The organism is Halalkalibacter oceani (assembly GCF_023715605.1).
Classification (GTDB): Bacteria; Bacillota; Bacilli; order Bacillales; family Bacillaceae_D; genus Halalkalibacter; species Halalkalibacter oceani.
Map to the genome: position 1 here is coordinate 253861 of NZ_JAMBOL010000002.1, position 17821 is coordinate 271681.

Annotated in this window: 15 protein-coding genes; all 15 read left to right on the top strand. The window is 47.8% G+C overall.

What is annotated here, in order from left to right:
* Positions 1-2: 2 nt before the first annotated feature.
* The 15 genes from M3202_RS03905 to M3202_RS03975 all read left to right on the top strand — a co-directional run bounded on the left by M3202_RS03905 (position 3) and on the right by M3202_RS03975 (position 17740).
* Positions 3-323 (top strand): hypothetical protein, encoded by a 321-nt coding sequence (locus M3202_RS03905; RefSeq protein ID WP_251222033.1) that lies wholly within the window; start codon positions 3-5, stop codon positions 321-323.
* Positions 324-338: 15 nt separating this feature from the next.
* Complete coding sequence (locus M3202_RS03910; protein ID WP_251222034.1) at positions 339-1130, top strand: FliA/WhiG family RNA polymerase sigma factor; 792 nt, start codon at positions 339-341, stop codon at positions 1128-1130.
* A gap of 17 nt (positions 1131-1147) precedes the next feature.
* Positions 1148-2530: a flagellar assembly protein A gene (locus M3202_RS03915; RefSeq protein WP_251222035.1), complete on the top strand. Its 1383-nt coding sequence runs from the start codon at positions 1148-1150 to the stop codon at positions 2528-2530.
* A gap of 34 nt (positions 2531-2564) precedes the next feature.
* Positions 2565-2873, top strand: coding sequence for a hypothetical protein (locus M3202_RS03920; RefSeq protein ID WP_251222036.1), 309 nt, complete (start codon positions 2565-2567; stop codon positions 2871-2873).
* A 15-nt stretch (positions 2874-2888) separates the two neighbouring features.
* Positions 2889-3374: a DUF6115 domain-containing protein gene (locus M3202_RS03925; protein WP_251222037.1), complete on the top strand. Its 486-nt coding sequence runs from the start codon at positions 2889-2891 to the stop codon at positions 3372-3374.
* A 164-nt stretch (positions 3375-3538) separates the two neighbouring features.
* Complete coding sequence (gene rpsB, locus M3202_RS03930) at positions 3539-4273, top strand: 30S ribosomal protein S2 (RefSeq protein WP_251222038.1); 735 nt, start codon at positions 3539-3541, stop codon at positions 4271-4273.
* Positions 4274-4666: 393 nt separating this feature from the next.
* Positions 4667-5548, top strand: a complete 882-nt coding sequence (gene tsf / locus M3202_RS03935) for a translation elongation factor Ts (protein ID WP_251222039.1) — start codon at positions 4667-4669, stop codon at positions 5546-5548.
* A gap of 379 nt (positions 5549-5927) precedes the next feature.
* Positions 5928-6647 carry a UMP kinase gene (gene pyrH, locus M3202_RS03940; RefSeq protein WP_251222040.1) on the top strand — a complete coding sequence of 240 codons (720 nt, stop codon included), beginning with the start codon at positions 5928-5930 and terminating at the stop codon, positions 6645-6647.
* Positions 6647-7204, top strand: coding sequence for a ribosome recycling factor (frr, locus tag M3202_RS03945; protein ID WP_251222041.1), 558 nt, complete (start codon positions 6647-6649; stop codon positions 7202-7204). Before pyrH ends, frr begins: the two co-directional genes overlap by 1 nt.
* A 115-nt stretch (positions 7205-7319) precedes the next feature.
* Entirely contained in the window at positions 7320-8087 is a 768-nt protein-coding gene (gene uppS / locus M3202_RS03950; RefSeq protein ID WP_251222042.1) for an undecaprenyl pyrophosphate synthase, read from the top strand.
* Between the two features lie 15 nt (positions 8088-8102).
* The gene (locus M3202_RS03955; RefSeq protein ID WP_251222043.1) at positions 8103-8900 is read left to right on the top strand and encodes a phosphatidate cytidylyltransferase; all 798 of its coding nucleotides are present in this window, start codon (positions 8103-8105) and stop codon (positions 8898-8900) included.
* 55 nt (positions 8901-8955) lie between these two features.
* Positions 8956-10104: a 1-deoxy-D-xylulose-5-phosphate reductoisomerase gene (locus tag M3202_RS03960; RefSeq protein ID WP_251222044.1), complete on the top strand. Its 1149-nt coding sequence runs from the start codon at positions 8956-8958 to the stop codon at positions 10102-10104.
* 19 nt (positions 10105-10123) lie between these two features.
* Entirely contained in the window at positions 10124-11380 is a 1257-nt protein-coding gene (rseP, locus tag M3202_RS03965; protein ID WP_251222045.1) for an RIP metalloprotease RseP, read from the top strand.
* 217 nt (positions 11381-11597) lie between these two features.
* Positions 11598-13307 carry a proline--tRNA ligase gene (locus M3202_RS03970; RefSeq protein ID WP_251222046.1) on the top strand — a complete coding sequence of 570 codons (1710 nt, stop codon included), beginning with the start codon at positions 11598-11600 and terminating at the stop codon, positions 13305-13307.
* A gap of 131 nt (positions 13308-13438) precedes the next feature.
* On the top strand, positions 13439-17740 hold the full coding sequence (locus M3202_RS03975; protein WP_251222047.1) for a PolC-type DNA polymerase III: 4302 nt from the start codon (positions 13439-13441) through the stop codon (positions 17738-17740).
* Positions 17741-17821: the final 81 nt, after the last annotated feature.

The following is a 17821-nucleotide window of genomic DNA, read 5'->3' on the forward strand; positions in this document are numbered from 1 at the left end:
TCTTGTTTCATCCATTGATTATTCATTTTATTGTAGCCTGCTTTGCCGGAATACTTGTCTTTGTTGCTTCTCTCACCACGAATTTGCTTGTGACATCGTTTATCCGCTTCTGTCTTGCTTTTGTGGCCGGGTGGATCTTGACTTACGGCTTTCGCTTTTTATGGCAGCTGGCTTCCCGCGATTTAATGGAAGAAGAAGCAGGGAATCATGCTGAGCCGGAAGAGCAACAGCCCCAACAGTCCCGGGAAAAGCAGGAAGCAAAAGAAGAACTGGAGCCCGAACAGACGTCACAAATCATAAAAGACCTGTTGCGATCCGAATAGAGAAGGAGGTAAGAGATGGCTGGAGGAGATTCAATAGAAGAAAAAAGACTTTGGAAGCAATGGTTCGAGGAACGAAGTCATGATGCTTGCGATGAACTGATCCGCCGCTACTTGCCGCTTGTTCACTACCATGTTCAGCGAATTTCAGTCGGATTGCCGCGCAGTGTGCAAAAAGATGATTTGATCAGCCACGGGTTAATGGGACTGTATGACGCCCTGGAAAAATTCAACCCGGAGCGCGATTTGAAATTTGATACATATGCTTCCTTTCGGGTCAGGGGAGCAATCATTGACGGGTTACGGAAAGAGGACTGGCTTTCAAGAACGATGCGGGAAAAGATAAAGAAAATTGATGCCGCGACGGAGATGCTGGAGCAGCGCTATGGACGGAATGTGACGAGTGAAGAAGTGGCGGCTGAGCTTGAGATGGACAGCCAGGAGGTTGAACAGCTGATCGCTGAACAGCTCGCCTCCCACCGGCTCTCGATTTACGAACCGACCCAGGAGGACGAGCGAAATGAAACCTACGCTTCTGTCATTGAGGATAAACAAACGAAAACCCCTGAGGAGCATACGATGGAGCTCGCTACAAAGCAGGAGCTGGCGAGACTGATCGAAGGCTTATCAGAAAAGGAGCAGCTCGTCATCAGCCTGTTCTATTTTGAAGAATTGACATTGACGGAGATTGGGCAGATCTTACAGCTCTCGACTTCACGTATTTCACAAATCCATTCCAAATCGATCTTTCGTCTGCAGCAGGCGATGAGACCGGACAGAGAGAAACGGGCTCGCTCATTCGACGAATAAACTAAGGGAATGATATTATGATTGAATTAGGGGAGTTCTATGAAGTAGTCGTATCACCAGATAAAATGGAAGCTTCTATTATTCAGCAATCAAAATTACCCGATGACGAGCACCCTACAGTAGAGGAACTGAAGCAATTTATTAACGAGCAGGGAATTATCTTTGGAATTGACGAGGAAGCGATTGAAAAAGTGGCGAAAAACCCCCGAGCCGAACAGCATGTCATCGCGACTGGAAAGCCGCCGGAGCATGGCAGCCACGCTTACTTGGATCTTGTCGCTTATTCCAATGCCGATCCGGAGTTGATGGATTCGGATAGTGATAAGGTTGATTTAAGAGATGTACTTTATATTCCAACGATCCGCACCGGGGACAAAATAGCGGTAAAGATAGCTGCTACTGAAGGGGTTGATGGAACAAATGTGCTCGGCCAGAAAGTAGCCGCGAAACCGGGCCGGGATTTTATCTTGCGAAATGGAAAGAATACGCGGCTGGATGAAAAAAATCAAACGCTTTACTCGCTTGTCGATGGGCAGATCAGCATGGATAAGTATACGGTTCATGTGCTGCCGACGTACGAGGTGAACGACGATATTAGTATGAAGACCGGAAACATCTCCTTTGTCGGGAATGTGACGGTGAAGGGCAGTGTCCCTGCCGGATTTGAAGTCAAGGCCGGCGGCGATATCCGGATTGGCGGAACGGTGGAAGGGGCAAGACTCGAGGCTGGCGGGTCGATTTATATCGGCGCCGGTGTAGTCGGGCAAAATCGCAGCTTCATTTCGGCGGAAGGCGACCTTGAAACAACCTTTATCAATCAGGGCCATGTCGAGGTCGGCGGTGACATCGTCGTCAAGCAGGCGATCCTTCACAGCAGCTGCTCCTCAGGAGGGAATATCCTCTGCCGTACGGGGAAAGGCTTAGTTGTCGGCGGTTCACTTTCCGCGCTAAAAAGCATTCAGGCAAAAGAAATCGGCAATAGTATGCAGACGAAAACCTCTTTATTTATCGGCGTTCATGAAAAGATTCTGGAACAACAGCAGAAAACAGAGAAAGATTTAGAGAAAACAAAGGATGAATTTGTCAAGCTGTCGAAGCTGTTAAAGACGTATCTTGAAAAAGAACGGCAAAACGGTCCGTTAACTGGAAGAGACAAGCTGTCGAAGCTCAAGGCGCTGCATGCTTTTCAAACGGCGAAGGAGTCGATTGAGCTGCTGACGGCAAAGCAGCAGGAGCTGGCGGGAGAAGCGAAGGCAAATGACGGCTTTATCCAGGCGGAAAACCTGATTCATCCCAATGTTGATGTTCATTTTGGCAAATATAAACGAAAGTTGATGTCCATTTATCGGTACCCGCATATTTCGTTGGTTGACTCTGAAATCGTCATAGCGACTAAGTAAGTTTTAGACAAACGTGCGAAAGCGAGGGAAAAAGATGAGTGTCCGCCCCATTGAAGTGCAAGGTTCGATTCCTCAATCGCAAAAAATCGGCAAGCTTCAGGACCAGTTGCAGCAGCGTGGCCAAGTCAGCCAGGAACTGCTGACTCAGCAGCAAAAAGAAGAGGATCTGCAAAAACGGCGTCAGGTCAACGAGACGAATGATTCGGAGCAGGCCAGGTTTCATCATGATGGCGAGGCCGGGCAGCATGAGCAGGAGTCCCAGCAGCAGTCGAAAAAGCAGGAGGAAAAACAACCTGAAGCGAAACACCCTTACAAGGGCAAATTCATTGATTTTTCAGGGTAATGAGAGAGGGAAGAAATGACGACGTTATTAATCATTAGTTTACTCTTACACGGGGTGACGTTTCTTTGGATTTTAACACTGATGAAACGCAACTCAATTGCCGAGCACACGATTGAAGACAGTGAGCAGCTCAAACAGGAAATTGAAGATATTCTGCTCGCCTATACAGCCGAAATGAAAGAAGAAAATGAGCGTTTACTGGCCCGGCTCCGGCAAAAGCAGACTGAAGTGCCGCAAAAGGAAAGCGCTGTCGAAAAGAAGGCTTCCCCTCCGGAAACGGCAAAAGAACTGGCAGCGCCAAAAAAAGAGCTGGCGCCAGAGCCCGACTACGAGGATTATCAGCCGCCGCTCGCAGATGACGGGGAGGATGTGTCATTTGAACAATCCGATACGGCGAGGGTGCTGCTGCTCGCTAAGCAGGGAAAAAGCGCTGAAGAAATTGCCCGTACATTGAACGTAGGCAAGGGTGAAGTTGAACTGTTGTTAAAATTTTACCGCTGATGGTGGAAACTACTTGCAACGCATAAGGTGATATGATATATTAATCAACGGTGTTAATCACACACGCTTTCTAATTTGTGCAAGGGTGCTGATTGATTGATCAGTGTTGGACAAAGATGAGGGAAGCGGAGGAAAAAAAACCAAAATTGAAGGAGGTGTTTGATGTGGCAGTTATCTCCATGAAACAATTGCTTGAAGCAGGGGTACACTTCGGTCACCAGACTCGTCGCTGGAACCCTAAAATGGATCGCTACATCTTCACAGAACGTAACGGAATTTACATTATCGACTTGCAAAAGACGGTAAAGAAAGTTGAGGAAGCGTACAACTTTGTACGTGACTTGGCTGCTGACGGAGGGAAAATTCTATTCGTCGGTACGAAAAAGCAGGCGCAGGATTCAGTGAAGGATGAAGCTGAACGTTGCGGCATGTACTTCATTAACCAACGCTGGTTAGGTGGTACGCTGACAAACTTTGAAACAATTCAAAAGCGTATTAATCGTCTAAAGAGCTTGGAAAAAATGCAAGAAGACGGTACATTCGATGTTCTTCCTAAGAAAGAAGTTATTCTTCTTAAGAAGGAAATGGAACGTCTTGAAAAGTTCTTGGGCGGTATTAAAGATATGCAAGGTGTTCCAGATGCCCTGTTTGTCATCGACCCGCGCAAAGAGCGCATCGCAATTGCGGAAGCTCACAAGCTGAACATTCCAATCGTAGCGATTGTCGATACAAACTGTGATCCGGACGAAATTGATTATGTCATTCCAGGAAATGACGATGCGATCCGTGCGGTTAAGCTTTTAACCGGCAAAATGGCGGATGCCGTCATCGAAGCAACTTCTGCTGAAGAGGAAGTACAAGCAGCGGAAGAAGAAGAGGAAGAAACAACAACAGCTTAATTGCATTTACTTAAAGGGTGGTAAAGGGGGTTACCCTTTACCACTTTTTTTGAAACGGGGCTGGGCTATGCTAATATGTTTACCTGAATGTCGAACAAAGCATTAACGTAGCGGATGAAATATACGGAGACTCCTGCGGGAGAAAAAGCAACGGTGAGACCCCACAGGGCGTAGCCCGAGGAGGCTCACCAGCTTCCCGCGGAAAGCGGAGTTATCTTTCAGGAGCGGCGGATTTCCCTCTTTTCATTTGTTCGGACAGTCATACAGGTGAAATGCTTTTGACCCACCCACTTTTTTTGAAACGATTTGTCTCTAATAAGGGACAAAGCCCCAGTAGCGACGTTTGCGTACGGAATAATGCGTACATACTGATATTTCAAGGAGGCGTTTTTGATGGCTGTAACAGCAAGCATGGTAAAAGAATTACGTGAAAAAACTGGCGCTGGTATGATGGATTGTAAAAAGGCATTAACTGAAACCGGCGGAGATATGGAAAAGGCAGTTGACTTCCTGCGCGAAAAAGGAATGGCCAGTGCGGCCAAGAAAGCTGATCGCGTAGCGGCAGAAGGTCTTGCTCTTGTGAAGGCAGAAGGAAACAAAGCGGTAATCGTGGAAGTGAACTCAGAAACGGATTTCGTTGCTAAAAACGAAAACTTCCAAAAATTAGTCGATGAACTGGCTGGTCACATTTTAACAAATGCACCGGCTTCCGTTGAAGAAGCGCTTGGACAAAGCTTCAAAGATGGCCAAACAGTTCAGGATTATATCAGCTCCTCTATCGCGAAAATCGGCGAGAAGATTTCTTTGCGCCGTTTTGAAATCGTTGAAAAGCAGGATGGCGATGTATTTGGCGAGTACTTGCACATGGGCGGACGGATCGGCGTCTTAACAGTGATTGGCAACTCCCAGGACGGAGAATTAGCGAAGGATATTGCGATGCATGTGGCGGCGATCAAGCCAACATATGTCTCCCGTGATGAAGTGGCAGCGGAAGAAGTTGAGCGCGAGCGCGAAGTTCTTAAGCAGCAGGCTCTTAACGAAGGAAAGCCGGAAAATATCGTTGAGAAAATGGTTGAAGGCCGTCTAAGCAAATTCTTTGAACAAGTATGTCTTCTCGATCAGCCGTTTGTCAAAGATGGCGATCATAAAGTTGGAAAGTATGTCCAAAGCAAAGGGGCAGAAGTAAAAAGCTTTATCCGTTATGAAGTAGGAGAAGGAATGGAGAAGCGTGAAGATAACTTTGCTGAGGAAGTAATGTCTCAAGTGAAGAAGTAATGAGTGGGGGAGCGGCATTAACGCTCCTTACATAACATGGAAGTTGGGCAATGGTTCTGATGAACGGCAGCTAAAAAGCAATCCACTCTGCTTCTCGCCGGTAAAACTATGCGCAGACTCCATTCACTGCTTTTAGGGTTGTGCTCAAAAGGTAAAAAAAACAACCTTTTGGGACAGCCCTTTTTTCAAAAGTCAAGAAAGTAAAACATGTGTGCGGGTAATTCGAGGAAGGACGACGGTTTCGCGTGCTACACGCTTGACTGAAAAAAAAGCCCGCTTTCAATCAAGCTGAAAAGTTGGTAACGGCTCCCGCGTCGCTCCTGAAAAAAAGCCGTATCGGTTTTCTTATTGCTAACTTCATGCCATGACGGAGGTTTTCATGAAAACATATAAAAGGGTTGTACTTAAATTAAGCGGAGAAGCACTAGCAGGTGCGCAAGGATACGGAATTGATCCGACTGTGATTCAATCTGTAGCAAGACAAGTGAAAGAAATCGTAGAACTAGATGTAGAGGTCGCTGTTGTCGTAGGCGGAGGCAACATTTGGCGCGGAATGGCAGGAAGTGCAAAGGGAATGGACCGGGCAACAGCGGACTATATGGGAATGCTGGCGACTGTGATGAATTCCTTGGCCCTGCAGGATAGCCTGGAAGACATCGGTGTTCAAACGAGGGTGCAATCTTCAATTGAAATGCGGCAGGTTGCTGAACCATATATCCGCCGCAAAGCGATTCGTCATTTGGAAAAGAAACGTGTTGTCATCTTTGCCGCAGGTACAGGTAACCCTTATTTCTCGACAGATACGACAGCGGCATTGCGCGCTGCGGAAATCGAGGCCGAGGTTATCCTGATGGCGAAAAACAATGTCGATGGCGTCTACAGCGCTGATCCGTCAGTTGATCAAAATGCGAAGAAATACACGTCAATTTCTTACATGGACGTGTTAAAAGAAGGGCTGGCTGTCATGGATACGACCGCTTCTTCACTGTGCATGGATAATGATATTCCGTTGATTGTCTTTTCAATCATGGAAGAAGGAAATATTAAGCGAGCCATTCTTGGCGAAGAAATCGGAACAATTGTAAGGGGGAATTCATAATGTCGACAGAAGTGATCAAGGACGCTCAGGAACGAATGGGAAAAGCCATTGATGCGTTAAATCGTGAATTAGCAAAGCTTCGTGCCGGACGGGCGAACCCGGCGCTGCTCGATCGGGTGACAGTTGAATATTACGGAGCAGAGACTCCGTTAAACCAGCTGGCGACTATCACCGTACCGGAAGCAAGATTATTATCGATTCAGCCGTTTGACAAGTCGTCGATCAATGACATTGAACGGGCGATTCAAAAGGCCGATCTCGGACTTACTCCGTCAAATGACGGTACGATAATCCGTATTTCGATCCCGCCGTTAACGGAAGAACGACGCAAAGAACTGGCGAAGCTCGTCAAGCGCGCTGCTGAAGATGCCAAAGTCGCAATCCGCAACGTGCGCCGCGACGCTAATGATGATTTAAAGAAGCAGCAAAAGGACGGCGATATGACAGAAGATGAGCTGCGCCGCCTGACTGATGAAGTGCAGAAGCTGACTGACAAACAGATTGCTCAGGTAGATGTGGTAGCGGAAAAGAAAGAAAAAGAAATCATGGAAGTGTAAGGCAATACCATGTAAAATAGACGTAGTAAAAGACCCTCTTTATTATAGGGGGTTTTTTACACTTTCTTACTTGTTAGGCGAAAGACCTGCTGCTACATAGATGGAGGGCGTATACATGCTTGAAAAATTTACGAAATGGAAGTCTTCTCTGTCCTCGCAAGAAGGAACGGAGAATATTGAACTGGTCAATATCCCTAAGCATATCGCCATAATAATGGATGGAAATGGCCGCTGGGCACAGCAAAAAGGCTTGCCGCGGATTGCCGGCCATCGAGAAGGTATGAAGGTTATAAATAAAATTGTCCGCAGAGCAAATGAGCTTGGTGTAGAAGTCTTAACATTATACGCATTTTCAACGGAAAATTGGAAGCGCCCAAAAACAGAAGTTGATTATTTAATGAAGCTTCCGGAACGATTTCTTGGCATGGAACTGCCGAAGCTGAAGGAAGAAAATGTGAAAGTGCGTTTAATGGGAAGTCCGGAAGATTTACCAGACCATACAAAAAAAGCAGTTTATCACGCTGTGGAAGAGACGAAACACAATAATGGTCTTATTTTAAATTTTGCTTTGAATTATGGAAGCCGCTTTGAAATGATCGAAGCGATCAAGAAAATTACGAAGCAGGTAGAAGAAGGAAGCCTGCGCTCTGAAGAGATAAATGATGAATTGTTTGAACAACATTTGATGACGGCGGAATTATCCGATCCGGACTTGCTCATTCGCACGAGCGGGGAAATACGGCTGAGTAATTTTATGCTTTGGCAGCTTGCCTACAGCGAATTTTGGTTCACCGATGTGCTCTGGCCGGACTTTAACGAGCAGCACTTTACCGAAGCCATTGCCGTCTATCAAAAAAGAGCAAGAAGGTATGGGGGCGTTTAAAAGGGGGCAACGAATGTGAGAGAAAGAATTGTGACGGGTCTAATCGGGGGCGCCCTTTTTGTTGGCATGGTTCTAATTGGGGGCTGGATCTTTGCTTTGTTTATTTCAATCGTCGCCTCCATCGCCATGGTCGAACTGTTGAGAATGAAGAAAATAGCTCCGCTGTCCTTAATGGGAATGATGAGCTTACTTTCGATGTGGCTCTTGCTTGTACCGACAAACTGGTTTGAAATGATTGTCCCATCTTACTTTACAAAAGTCGAAATTTTTGTCTTTATGATTTTAGTGTTGTTGATGTTTACGGTCATTACAAAAAACTCATTTACATTTGATCAAGTCGGCTTTGTCATTCTTTCTTCCGTCTATGTGGGCTTTGGCTTTCATTATTTAATTATGACAAGAGACATTCCGGATTATGGCATGCTGCTTGTTTTTTATGTGCTGTTTATTATTTGGACAACCGATTCCGGTGCTTATTTTGTCGGACGGAAATGGGGCAGAAGAAAGCTGTGGCCGGACATTAGCCCGAAGAAAACGATTGAAGGCTCCATCGGCGGTGTCATTGCCGCCGTTGTGATCGGGACGGTTTTTTACGCGATTGTGCCGATCTTTTCAAGCTATCTTCTCGCTTTGTTTGTGATCATCGTGACGTCGATTTTTGGACAGCTTGGTGATTTAGTGGAATCGGCTCTGAAAAGGCATTATGCCGTAAAAGATTCGGGCAATGTCCTTCCGGGACACGGCGGAATCCTTGACCGTTTTGACAGCCTGATTTATGTGATGCCGATTTTGCACCTGCTCTACCTGATCTGACGCAAAACGGGAAATGGAAAAAAGACAAGTATAATTCAAATAGTAGGTGAGTATGTTGAAATTAATAAGTTTATTAGGGGCCACCGGGTCAATCGGCACGCAAACGCTCGATGTTGTCCGGCATCATCGTCAGGAATTCAAAGTTGTGGCGATGTCGACAGGAAGAAATATTGACCTCGCCTGCGAGCAAGCTCATGAATTTAAGCCGAAGCTGCTATCCGTCCAATCGAAGGATGATTACGAAAAAGTGCGCCATCATGTACCGGCTGAAACGAAGGTTGTCTACGGAGAGGAAGGATTGCTGGAAGTCGCGACGTATCCTGACAGCGTCATCCTAGTTAATGCGGTGCTTGGCAGCGTGGGACTTGGTCCAACGCTGGCTGCGATCGAGGCCGGTAAGACGATTGCGATTGCCAATAAGGAAACGCTCGTTACCGCCGGGCATATCGTCACTGAGGCGGCAAAAGCACATCAGGTTTCGTTGCTGCCGGTCGATAGTGAGCACTCGGCTATATTTCAGGCATTAAATGGGGAAAATAAGCGGGAGATCGAAAAGCTGATTTTAACGGCTTCCGGCGGCAGTTTCCGCGATCTGTCGAGAGACGAGCTTAAGGAAGTAACGGTGGAACAGGCGCTTAATCATCCTAATTGGTCGATGGGGGCCAAAATTACGATTGATTCTGCTACAATGATGAACAAGGGACTGGAAGTGATTGAAGCGCATTGGCTTTTTGACATCCCTTATGAGAGGATAGAGGTTGTTCTACATAAAGAAAGCATCATTCATTCGATGGTCGAATTTGTCGATCATAGTGTGATGGCTCAGCTTGGAACGCCGGATATGCGCGTACCAATTCAATATGCGTTAACGTATCCAAAGCGCCTCGCCGGTCAATCGGATGAGCGCTTAAACCTGTCGGAGATTGGCAAGCTTCATTTTGCACAAATGGACCCGAAGCGTTTTCGCTGTATGGCGCTTGCTTATGAAGCGGGACGCATCGGTGGAACGATGCCAACGGTGTTAAATGCCGCTAATGAAGTGGCTGTAGCTTCTTTCCTTGATAAGCGCCTTTCCTTTTTAGGTATTGAAGCAGTCATCGAACAAGCACTCGAGCGACACCACGTTATCTCTGGACCAACTCTTGAAGACATCAAAGCCGTTGATGAGGAAACACGCGCCTTTATCCGCTCAACCGTAAATTAAGAAAGGTGGAACGTCAGCCATGAATACGTTGCTATCTGTCATTATTATATTTGGCCTGCTTGTGTTCATTCATGAATGGGGGCATCTCTATTTTGCCAAGCGCGCCGGAATTCTGTGCCGCGAGTTTGCGATTGGTTTCGGGCCGAAAATCTACTCCTTTAAAAAAGGGGAAACCGTCTATACGATCCGCCTCCTGCCGATTGGCGGGTTTGTCCGGATGGCCGGGGAAGATCCTGAAATTATCGAGATCAAGCCGGGCTATGAAATTGGACTTGTTTTTAACCGTTCCAATCGTGTGAGCGAGTTGATTATCAACAATAAATCGAAGCATCCGGAGGCGCATGTCGTCCAGGTGGAGAAAATCGATTTAGAGCATGAGCTGATTGTGGAAGCTTACAATGATGAAGGGGTGCGGATGCAATATGAGATTGATCCGAAAGCCCAGTTGATCAAGGATGAGCAGGCGACACAAATCGCACCGTGGAATCGTCAATTCGGTTCGAAAACAGTAGGTCAGCGTGCGCTGGCGATTTTTGCCGGGCCGATGATGAACTTTGTTCTTGCCATTGGCATTTTAATCGCCTTCGCCCTGATGCAGGGAATGCCGATTGATGAGCCGCGCATCGGCGAAGTGACGGAAAACAGCGCCGCCTCCGAGGCCGGTCTGCAAGAAGGCGACCAAGTTGTCGCGATTGACGGCCAGCCGCTTGATACGTGGGTTGAAATGACGGAAATCATTCAACAGCATCCGAACGAGGCGATTACGTTTGACGTGGAACGAAATGGCGAGCTGCTATCGCTCCCAGTCACCCCGCAGGAGCGGGTCGGACAGTTTGGTGAGGCGGAAGGCTTTGTCGGCATTGCCCGCCCGACCGAGTTCAATCTTCTCGGTTCGATAACCTTTGGCTTTACGCAAACCTATACATTTATGACGATGATTTTTGAAGTGCTCGGGATGATTGTGACCGGCCAGTTCTCGCTGGATTACGTCGCCGGCCCTGTCGGCATTTATAACTATACCGGAGAGGCAGCAGCGATGGGGATCTTTGTTCTCATGCAGTGGGCGGCCGCTTTAAGCGTCAACCTCGGAATCATCAACCTGCTGCCGATTCCGGCAATGGATGGCGGACGTTTAATCTTTATCGGACTGGAAGCATTGCGCGGCAAGCCGATTGATCCGCAAAAAGAAGGGCTCGTCCACTTCGTCGGCTTCGCCCTGCTCATGCTCCTCATGATCGTCGTCACCTGGAACGACATCAACAAATTCTTTATGTAAGGGTTTGTGGCAAAAGGTTGTTTTTTTCTTTTGCCACAAACCCGAAGGGGCGAGTGGAGCCTACACAATGGGTTTAAAAGTGAGCAGGAAAGCGAACTTTCTTTCCTGCTCACTTTGTGTAGAACGGAATTGTTGCGAGATGGAAAGGCTATGACGCTTTTCTGATCTGTGTTACTATATAAACAATTGAGATCGAAGTGGGAAAGGATTTAAGCGAATGAGACAACGTACCTTTTTAGCACCTACCTTACGGGATGTACCTGCCGATGCAGAAATCAAAAGTCATCAGCTTATGTTACGAGCTGGTTTAATCCGGCAAACGGCATCAGGAATATACTCTTATTTGCCATTGGGCAAAAAAGTGTTGCGCAAAGTGGAAGACATTATTCGTGAAGAAATGGATGAAGCCGGTGGGCAAGAGGTGCTTCTTCCGGCGATTCAACCAGCCGAATTATGGGAGGAGTCCGGGCGTTTACATGCATACGGTCCTGAATTGATGAGATTGAAGGACCGTCATGAGCGCGATTTTGTACTCGGGGCGACACATGAAGAAGTCATTACAGATCTTGTCCGCAATGAGCTTCAGTCTTACAAGAAGCTGCCTGTCAATCTGTATCAGATTCAGACGAAATACCGCGATGAACGGCGCCCGCGCTTTGGCGTCCTGCGTTCGAGAGAATTCATTATGAAGGATGCCTATTCGTTTGACACTTCAAACGAAGGTCTGGAGCAAAGCTATCAGGCAATGTACAAAGCGTATCAAAACATTTTCACCCGTTGCGCCCTCAACTTCCGCGCGGTTGAGGCCGATTCAGGAACGATCGGCGGAACAGATACACATGAATTTATGGTGTTAAGTGAGATAGGGGAGGATACGATTGCCTACTCTGACCAATCCGATTTTGCCGCCAATATTGAAATCGCGCCGGTCGTAACAACCTATGTAAAATCAGACGAGCCACTAAAGGAAAAAGAGCTTGTCGATACGGTCAACATCCGCACGATTGAAGAAGTGGCAGACTTTTTCAAGGTAAGTGCCGCGCAAACGATCAAATCACTGCTTTTTATCGCCGACGGAGAGCCTGTACTTGTGCTCGTGCGTGGTGATCATGACGTAAATGAAATAAAAGTAAAAAATGTCCTCGATAAAGACAGCGTCGAGCTCGCTTCGGCAGAAGAAACAGCGCGGCTGTTAAACTGTGAAACAGGTTATATCGGCCCGATCAACCTGCCTTCTGAGATTACGGTGATTGCCGACCATGCGGTTGAGGCGGTCGTAAACGGAATTTGCGGGGCGAATGAAAAGGACAAGCATTACAAGCATGTCAACCCAGGGCGCGACTTTACGGCTACCTATGCTGATTTACGTTTGATTCAGGAAGGAGATCCGTCTCCTTGTGGCAAAGGAACGATCCAGTTTGCGATGGGAATTGAAGTCGGCCATGTCTTCAAACTCGGCACGAAATACAGTGAAGCGCTTGGGGCGACGTACCTTGATGAAAATGGCAAAACGCAGACGATGATTATGGGCTGTTACGGGATAGGTGTGTCACGTACGGTAGCAGCAATCGTTGAGCAGCACCATGATGAGAACGGAATTGTCTGGCCGCCAGCAGTTGCCCCGTTTGATCTTCATCTCGTGACGATCAATGTGAAGGATGAGGCACAAAAAGAGCTTGGTGAGCAGCTTTACCAGACATTGAAGCAGCTTGGCTACGATGTTCTTTTTGACGACCGTCCGGAACGCGCCGGCGTGAAATTCAAAGATTCCGATTTAATCGGTTTACCAATCCGGATTGCTGTCGGCAAAAAAGCAGGCGAAGGCATCGTTGAAGTGAAGGTGCGCAAGACAGGGGAAATGATTGAAGCAGAGGTGGCAAAGCTTCCGGACGTACTGGAAGAACTGCGCACAAAGCTAGGCAATTAAACTGTTTTTTTATAATGAAAAGCAAAAGACTGACTCGAAGTCACTCCTACGACGAGATTCAGTCTTTTCTTAACAGTGGAACTGAATGTTTTCTTACGGGGAGATGAAAGAGAAAGAAAGGACGGAGATCGATGTCACTTGACGAACAGGTGAGAAAGGAACGGCTGCAATTGCTGCTAGAACAGCTGCAAATTCCTGAGGAAGTGAAGCAAGCGCATTTTCAAGAAGGACAGATCCGCAAGCTTGTCATTTCAAAGGAAAAAAGAGCCTGGCATTTTCATATCAATTTACCGCTGATTGTTCCGTCTGCTGTTTACGAACTGTTTATGTCGCGGATGAAGCATACGTTCGAGCATATCGCGACGGTATCGTTTACCTTTCATTACGATTCGATTGTGATGGAAGAGTCGCATTGGGCTGATTACTGGCCGTTGATTGTGTCAAAGCTCTCACCGATTTCAGACGGTTTGCGTTCGATGCTGTCTCAGCAGACGCCGGGCTATGACGGCAAACGGCTTATCATTCAGGTCCGCAATGAAACGGAAGCGGTCGCTCTCAAACGCAAGCTGACAGAACCGTTGCAGCAAAGCACGCGGCTGTTAAGTTTGCCGGCGGTTCAGTTTGAGACCGATATTCGCGAATCAAAGCAGGAATTTGATAAGTTTGTTGAACAAAGGGAGCAGGAGGATCACTCGAAGGTCGTGGAGGCGATGCTTGAAAAGAAGAAGCTCGAACAGCAGGCCGAAAAAGAAATCAAAGGGAAAGCGCTTGTTCTTGGGTATCCGATTAAAGATGATCCGATTCCGCTGGAAGCGATTGTGGACGAGGAACGAAGAGTCACCGTCCAAGGCTATGTGTTTGCCGCTGAAACGCGGGAACTGCGTAGTGGCAGAACGTTGCTGACATTTAAAATCACCGATTACACCGATTCGATTCTCGTTAAGATGTTCTCGCGTGACAAAGAGGATGTGCCGCTGTTGCAGGCGGTGAAAAAAGGAATGTGGCTCAAAGTTCGGGGTGGCATTCAAAATGATACGTTTGTCCGCGATCTCGTCATGATCGCCAACGACGTTAATCAGCTGACGCCAGAGGAGCGTCAGGATACAGCACCACCTGAAGAAAAGCGGGTCGAGCTCCATCTCCATACGACGATGAGTCAGATGGACGGGGTGACCAGTGCCGGCCGCTATGTGGAACAGGCTGCAAAATGGGGCCATCCGGCAGTCGCAGTAACCGATCACGGAGTCGTTCAAGCTTTCCCGGAAGCATACTCTGCCGGAAAGAAGCATGGGATTAAAGTGCTGTTTGGCATTGAAGCGAATCTTGTTGATGATGGGGTACCGATTGCCTATAACGAAGCCCACCGCTTGTTAATGGAAGATGAATATGTTGTCTTTGACGTTGAAACAACGGGTCTATCTGCGGTGTACAACCAGATCATTGAGCTGGCGGCGGTCAAAGTGAAAAACGGTGAGATTATCGACCGGTTTGAATCGTTCGCCGACCCCCATGAGCCGCTGACAAACACGATTATTGAATTGACCGGGATCACCGATGATATGGTCAAGGGGCAGCCGGAAGTGGAAGAGGTGCTGCGCAAATTCAGAGACTTCGTCGGTGATGCGATTCTCGTGGCCCACAACGCCAGCTTCGATATGGGCTTCTTGAATGTCGGCTATCAGAAAATAGGGCTGACTGAAGCGGCCAATCCGGTCATTGATACGTTGGAATTAGGGCGCTTTCTCTATCCCGAGCTGAAAAACCACCGCTTGAACACCCTTTGTAAAAAATTCGACATCGAGCTTGTCAGCCATCACCGCGCGATCTATGATGCAGAAGCAACCGGCTACCTGCTTTGGAAAATGGTCAAGGATGCCCATGCGAAAGAGATCTATTACCATGATGAGCTGAATGACAACATGGGGCAGGGGAACTTCCACCGCCAGCGTCCGTCTCACTGCATTTTGCTGGCACAAACCCAGGAAGGGCTAAAAAACCTGTATAAGCTCGTCTCGATGTCTCACGTCGATTATTTCTTCCGGACGCCACGGATTCCGCGCTCGCAGCTGCAAAAGCATCGTAACGGGCTGCTCGTAGGCTCAGGCTGTGACAAAGGTGAAGTGTTTGAAGCGATGATGCAGAAGTCGCCGGATGAGGTCGAACAAATCGCCCGCTTCTATGATTACTTTGAGATTCAGCCGCTGGCAACCTATCAGCATTTAATTGAAAAAGAGCTCGTGAAAAGTGAAACGGCGCTCGAGGAAATCGTGAAAAACATCGTCGAGCTTGGCAAAAAGCTTGAAAAGCCGGTCGTAGCGTCAGGAAATGCTCACTACTTGCAAGAAGAGGATTACATTTATCGTAAAATCCTGATCGCCTCGCAGGGCGGTGCGAATCCGTTAAATAAGCAAACATTGCCGCCGGTTCATTTCCGTACGACGAATGAGATGCTTGATGCTTTTGCCTTTTTAGGCGAGGAGATGGCCAAGGAAGTCGTCGTGACGAATACGCAGCATATTGCTTCTTTAATCGAAGAAATTCACCCGATTCCGGACGAGCTTTACACGCCGAAAATCGAAGGCGCTGATGAAGAAATCCGGCAGATGAGCTATGAACGGGCGCGCAGCATTTACGGCGAAAACCTGCCGGAAATCGTTGAGGCGAGAATCGAAAAAGAACTGAAGAGCATTATCGGTCATGGATTTGCCGTCATTTATCTCATTTCTCATAAACTTGTAAAGAAATCGTTGATAGACGGCTACTTAGTAGGGTCGCGGGGTTCAGTCGGCTCCTCGCTCGTCGCGACGATGACGGAAATTACCGAGGTTAATCCGCTGCCGCCGCATTATGTTTGCCCGAACTGTCATCATTCTCACTTTTTTGATGACGGCTCGGTCGGCTCCGGCTTCGATTTACCAGATAAGGAATGCCCGGAATGCGGCACGCCTTATATTAAAGATGGGCAGGATATCCCGTTTGAAACCTTCCTTGGCTTCAAAGGAGACAAAGTACCGGATATCGATTTAAACTTCTCCGGTGAATATCAGCCGCGCGCCCATCATTATACAAAGGAATTATTCGGTGAGGAGTTTGTCTATCGTGCCGGGACGATCGGTACCGTTGCTGAAAAAACAGCCTACGGCTACGTCAAAGGCTATCAGGGGGATCATGATCTCCATATGCGTGGAGCCGAGATTGACCGGCTTGTCGCCGGCTGCACCGGGGTGAAACGGACGACCGGTCAGCATCCGGGGGGGATCATCGTTGTACCGGACTATATGGATATTCATGATTTCTGCCCGATTCAATATCCGGCCGACGATAAAAACTCCGAGTGGAAGACGACGCACTTTGATTTCCATTCGATTCATGATAATTTGCTGAAGCTTGATATTCTCGGGCACGATGATCCGACGGTCATTCGGATGCTGCAGGATTTAAGCGGGATTGATCCGAAGACGATCCCGACCGACGACCCGGAAGTGATGAAAATTTTCAGCGGTCCTGAAGTGCTTGGCGTGACCGAGGAACAAATTATGTGCAAAACCGGAACGCTCGGTATTCCTGAATTCGGAACGCGGTTTGTCCGCCAGATGCTTGAGGAAACGAAGCCGAGCACGTTTTCAGAGCTCGTGCAAATTTCCGGCCTGTCGCACGGTACCGACGTCTGGCTCAATAACGCCAACGAGCTCATTTACAATGGGACATGCGAATTGAAGGATGTCATCGGCTGCCGGGATGATATTATGGTTTACTTGATTTACAAAGGGCTTGAACCTTCACTCGCTTTTAAAATTATGGAGTTTGTCCGGAAAGGCAAAGGGCTTCAGCCTGAGTGGATCGAGGAAATGAAGAAGCACGATGTTCCTGACTGGTACATCGGATCCTGCCTGAAAATCAAATATATGTTTCCAAAGGCGCATGCTGCCGCCTACGTCCTGATGGCAGTGCGGATCGCCTACTTTAAAGTCCATCACCCGATTCTTTATTACGCTTCTTATTTTACCGTACGCGCTGATGATTTTGATTTGGATACGATGATCAAGGGGTCAACCGCGATCCGGGCGAAAATGGAAGAGATTAACGCCAAGGGGCTTGACGCAGCGCCGAAGGAAAAAGCGGTTCTTACCGTGCTTGAGCTGGCGCTCGAAATGACAGAGAGAGGTTTTTCCTTCCAAAAGGTCGACCTTTACCGCTCGAGTGCGACCGAGTTCCAGGTAGAGGGGGACACGCTCTTGCCGCCGTTTAATGCGATGACCGGCGTTGGAACGAATGCAGCCTTGAACATCGTCAAAGCGCGGGAAGATGGCGAGTTTCTCTCGAAGGAAGATTTGCAGCAGCGCAGCAAGCTGACAAAAACCGTACTGGAGCACTTGGATGAACACGGCTGCCTCGAAGGAATGCCGGAGTCCAATCAGCTGTCGCTGTTTTAACAAAACGACTGGCTTTGTCCCATAAAGGAGATTTGCAAAGCCTGTGAGAATATGGTATTGTATGTATGGTAATACTTAGAA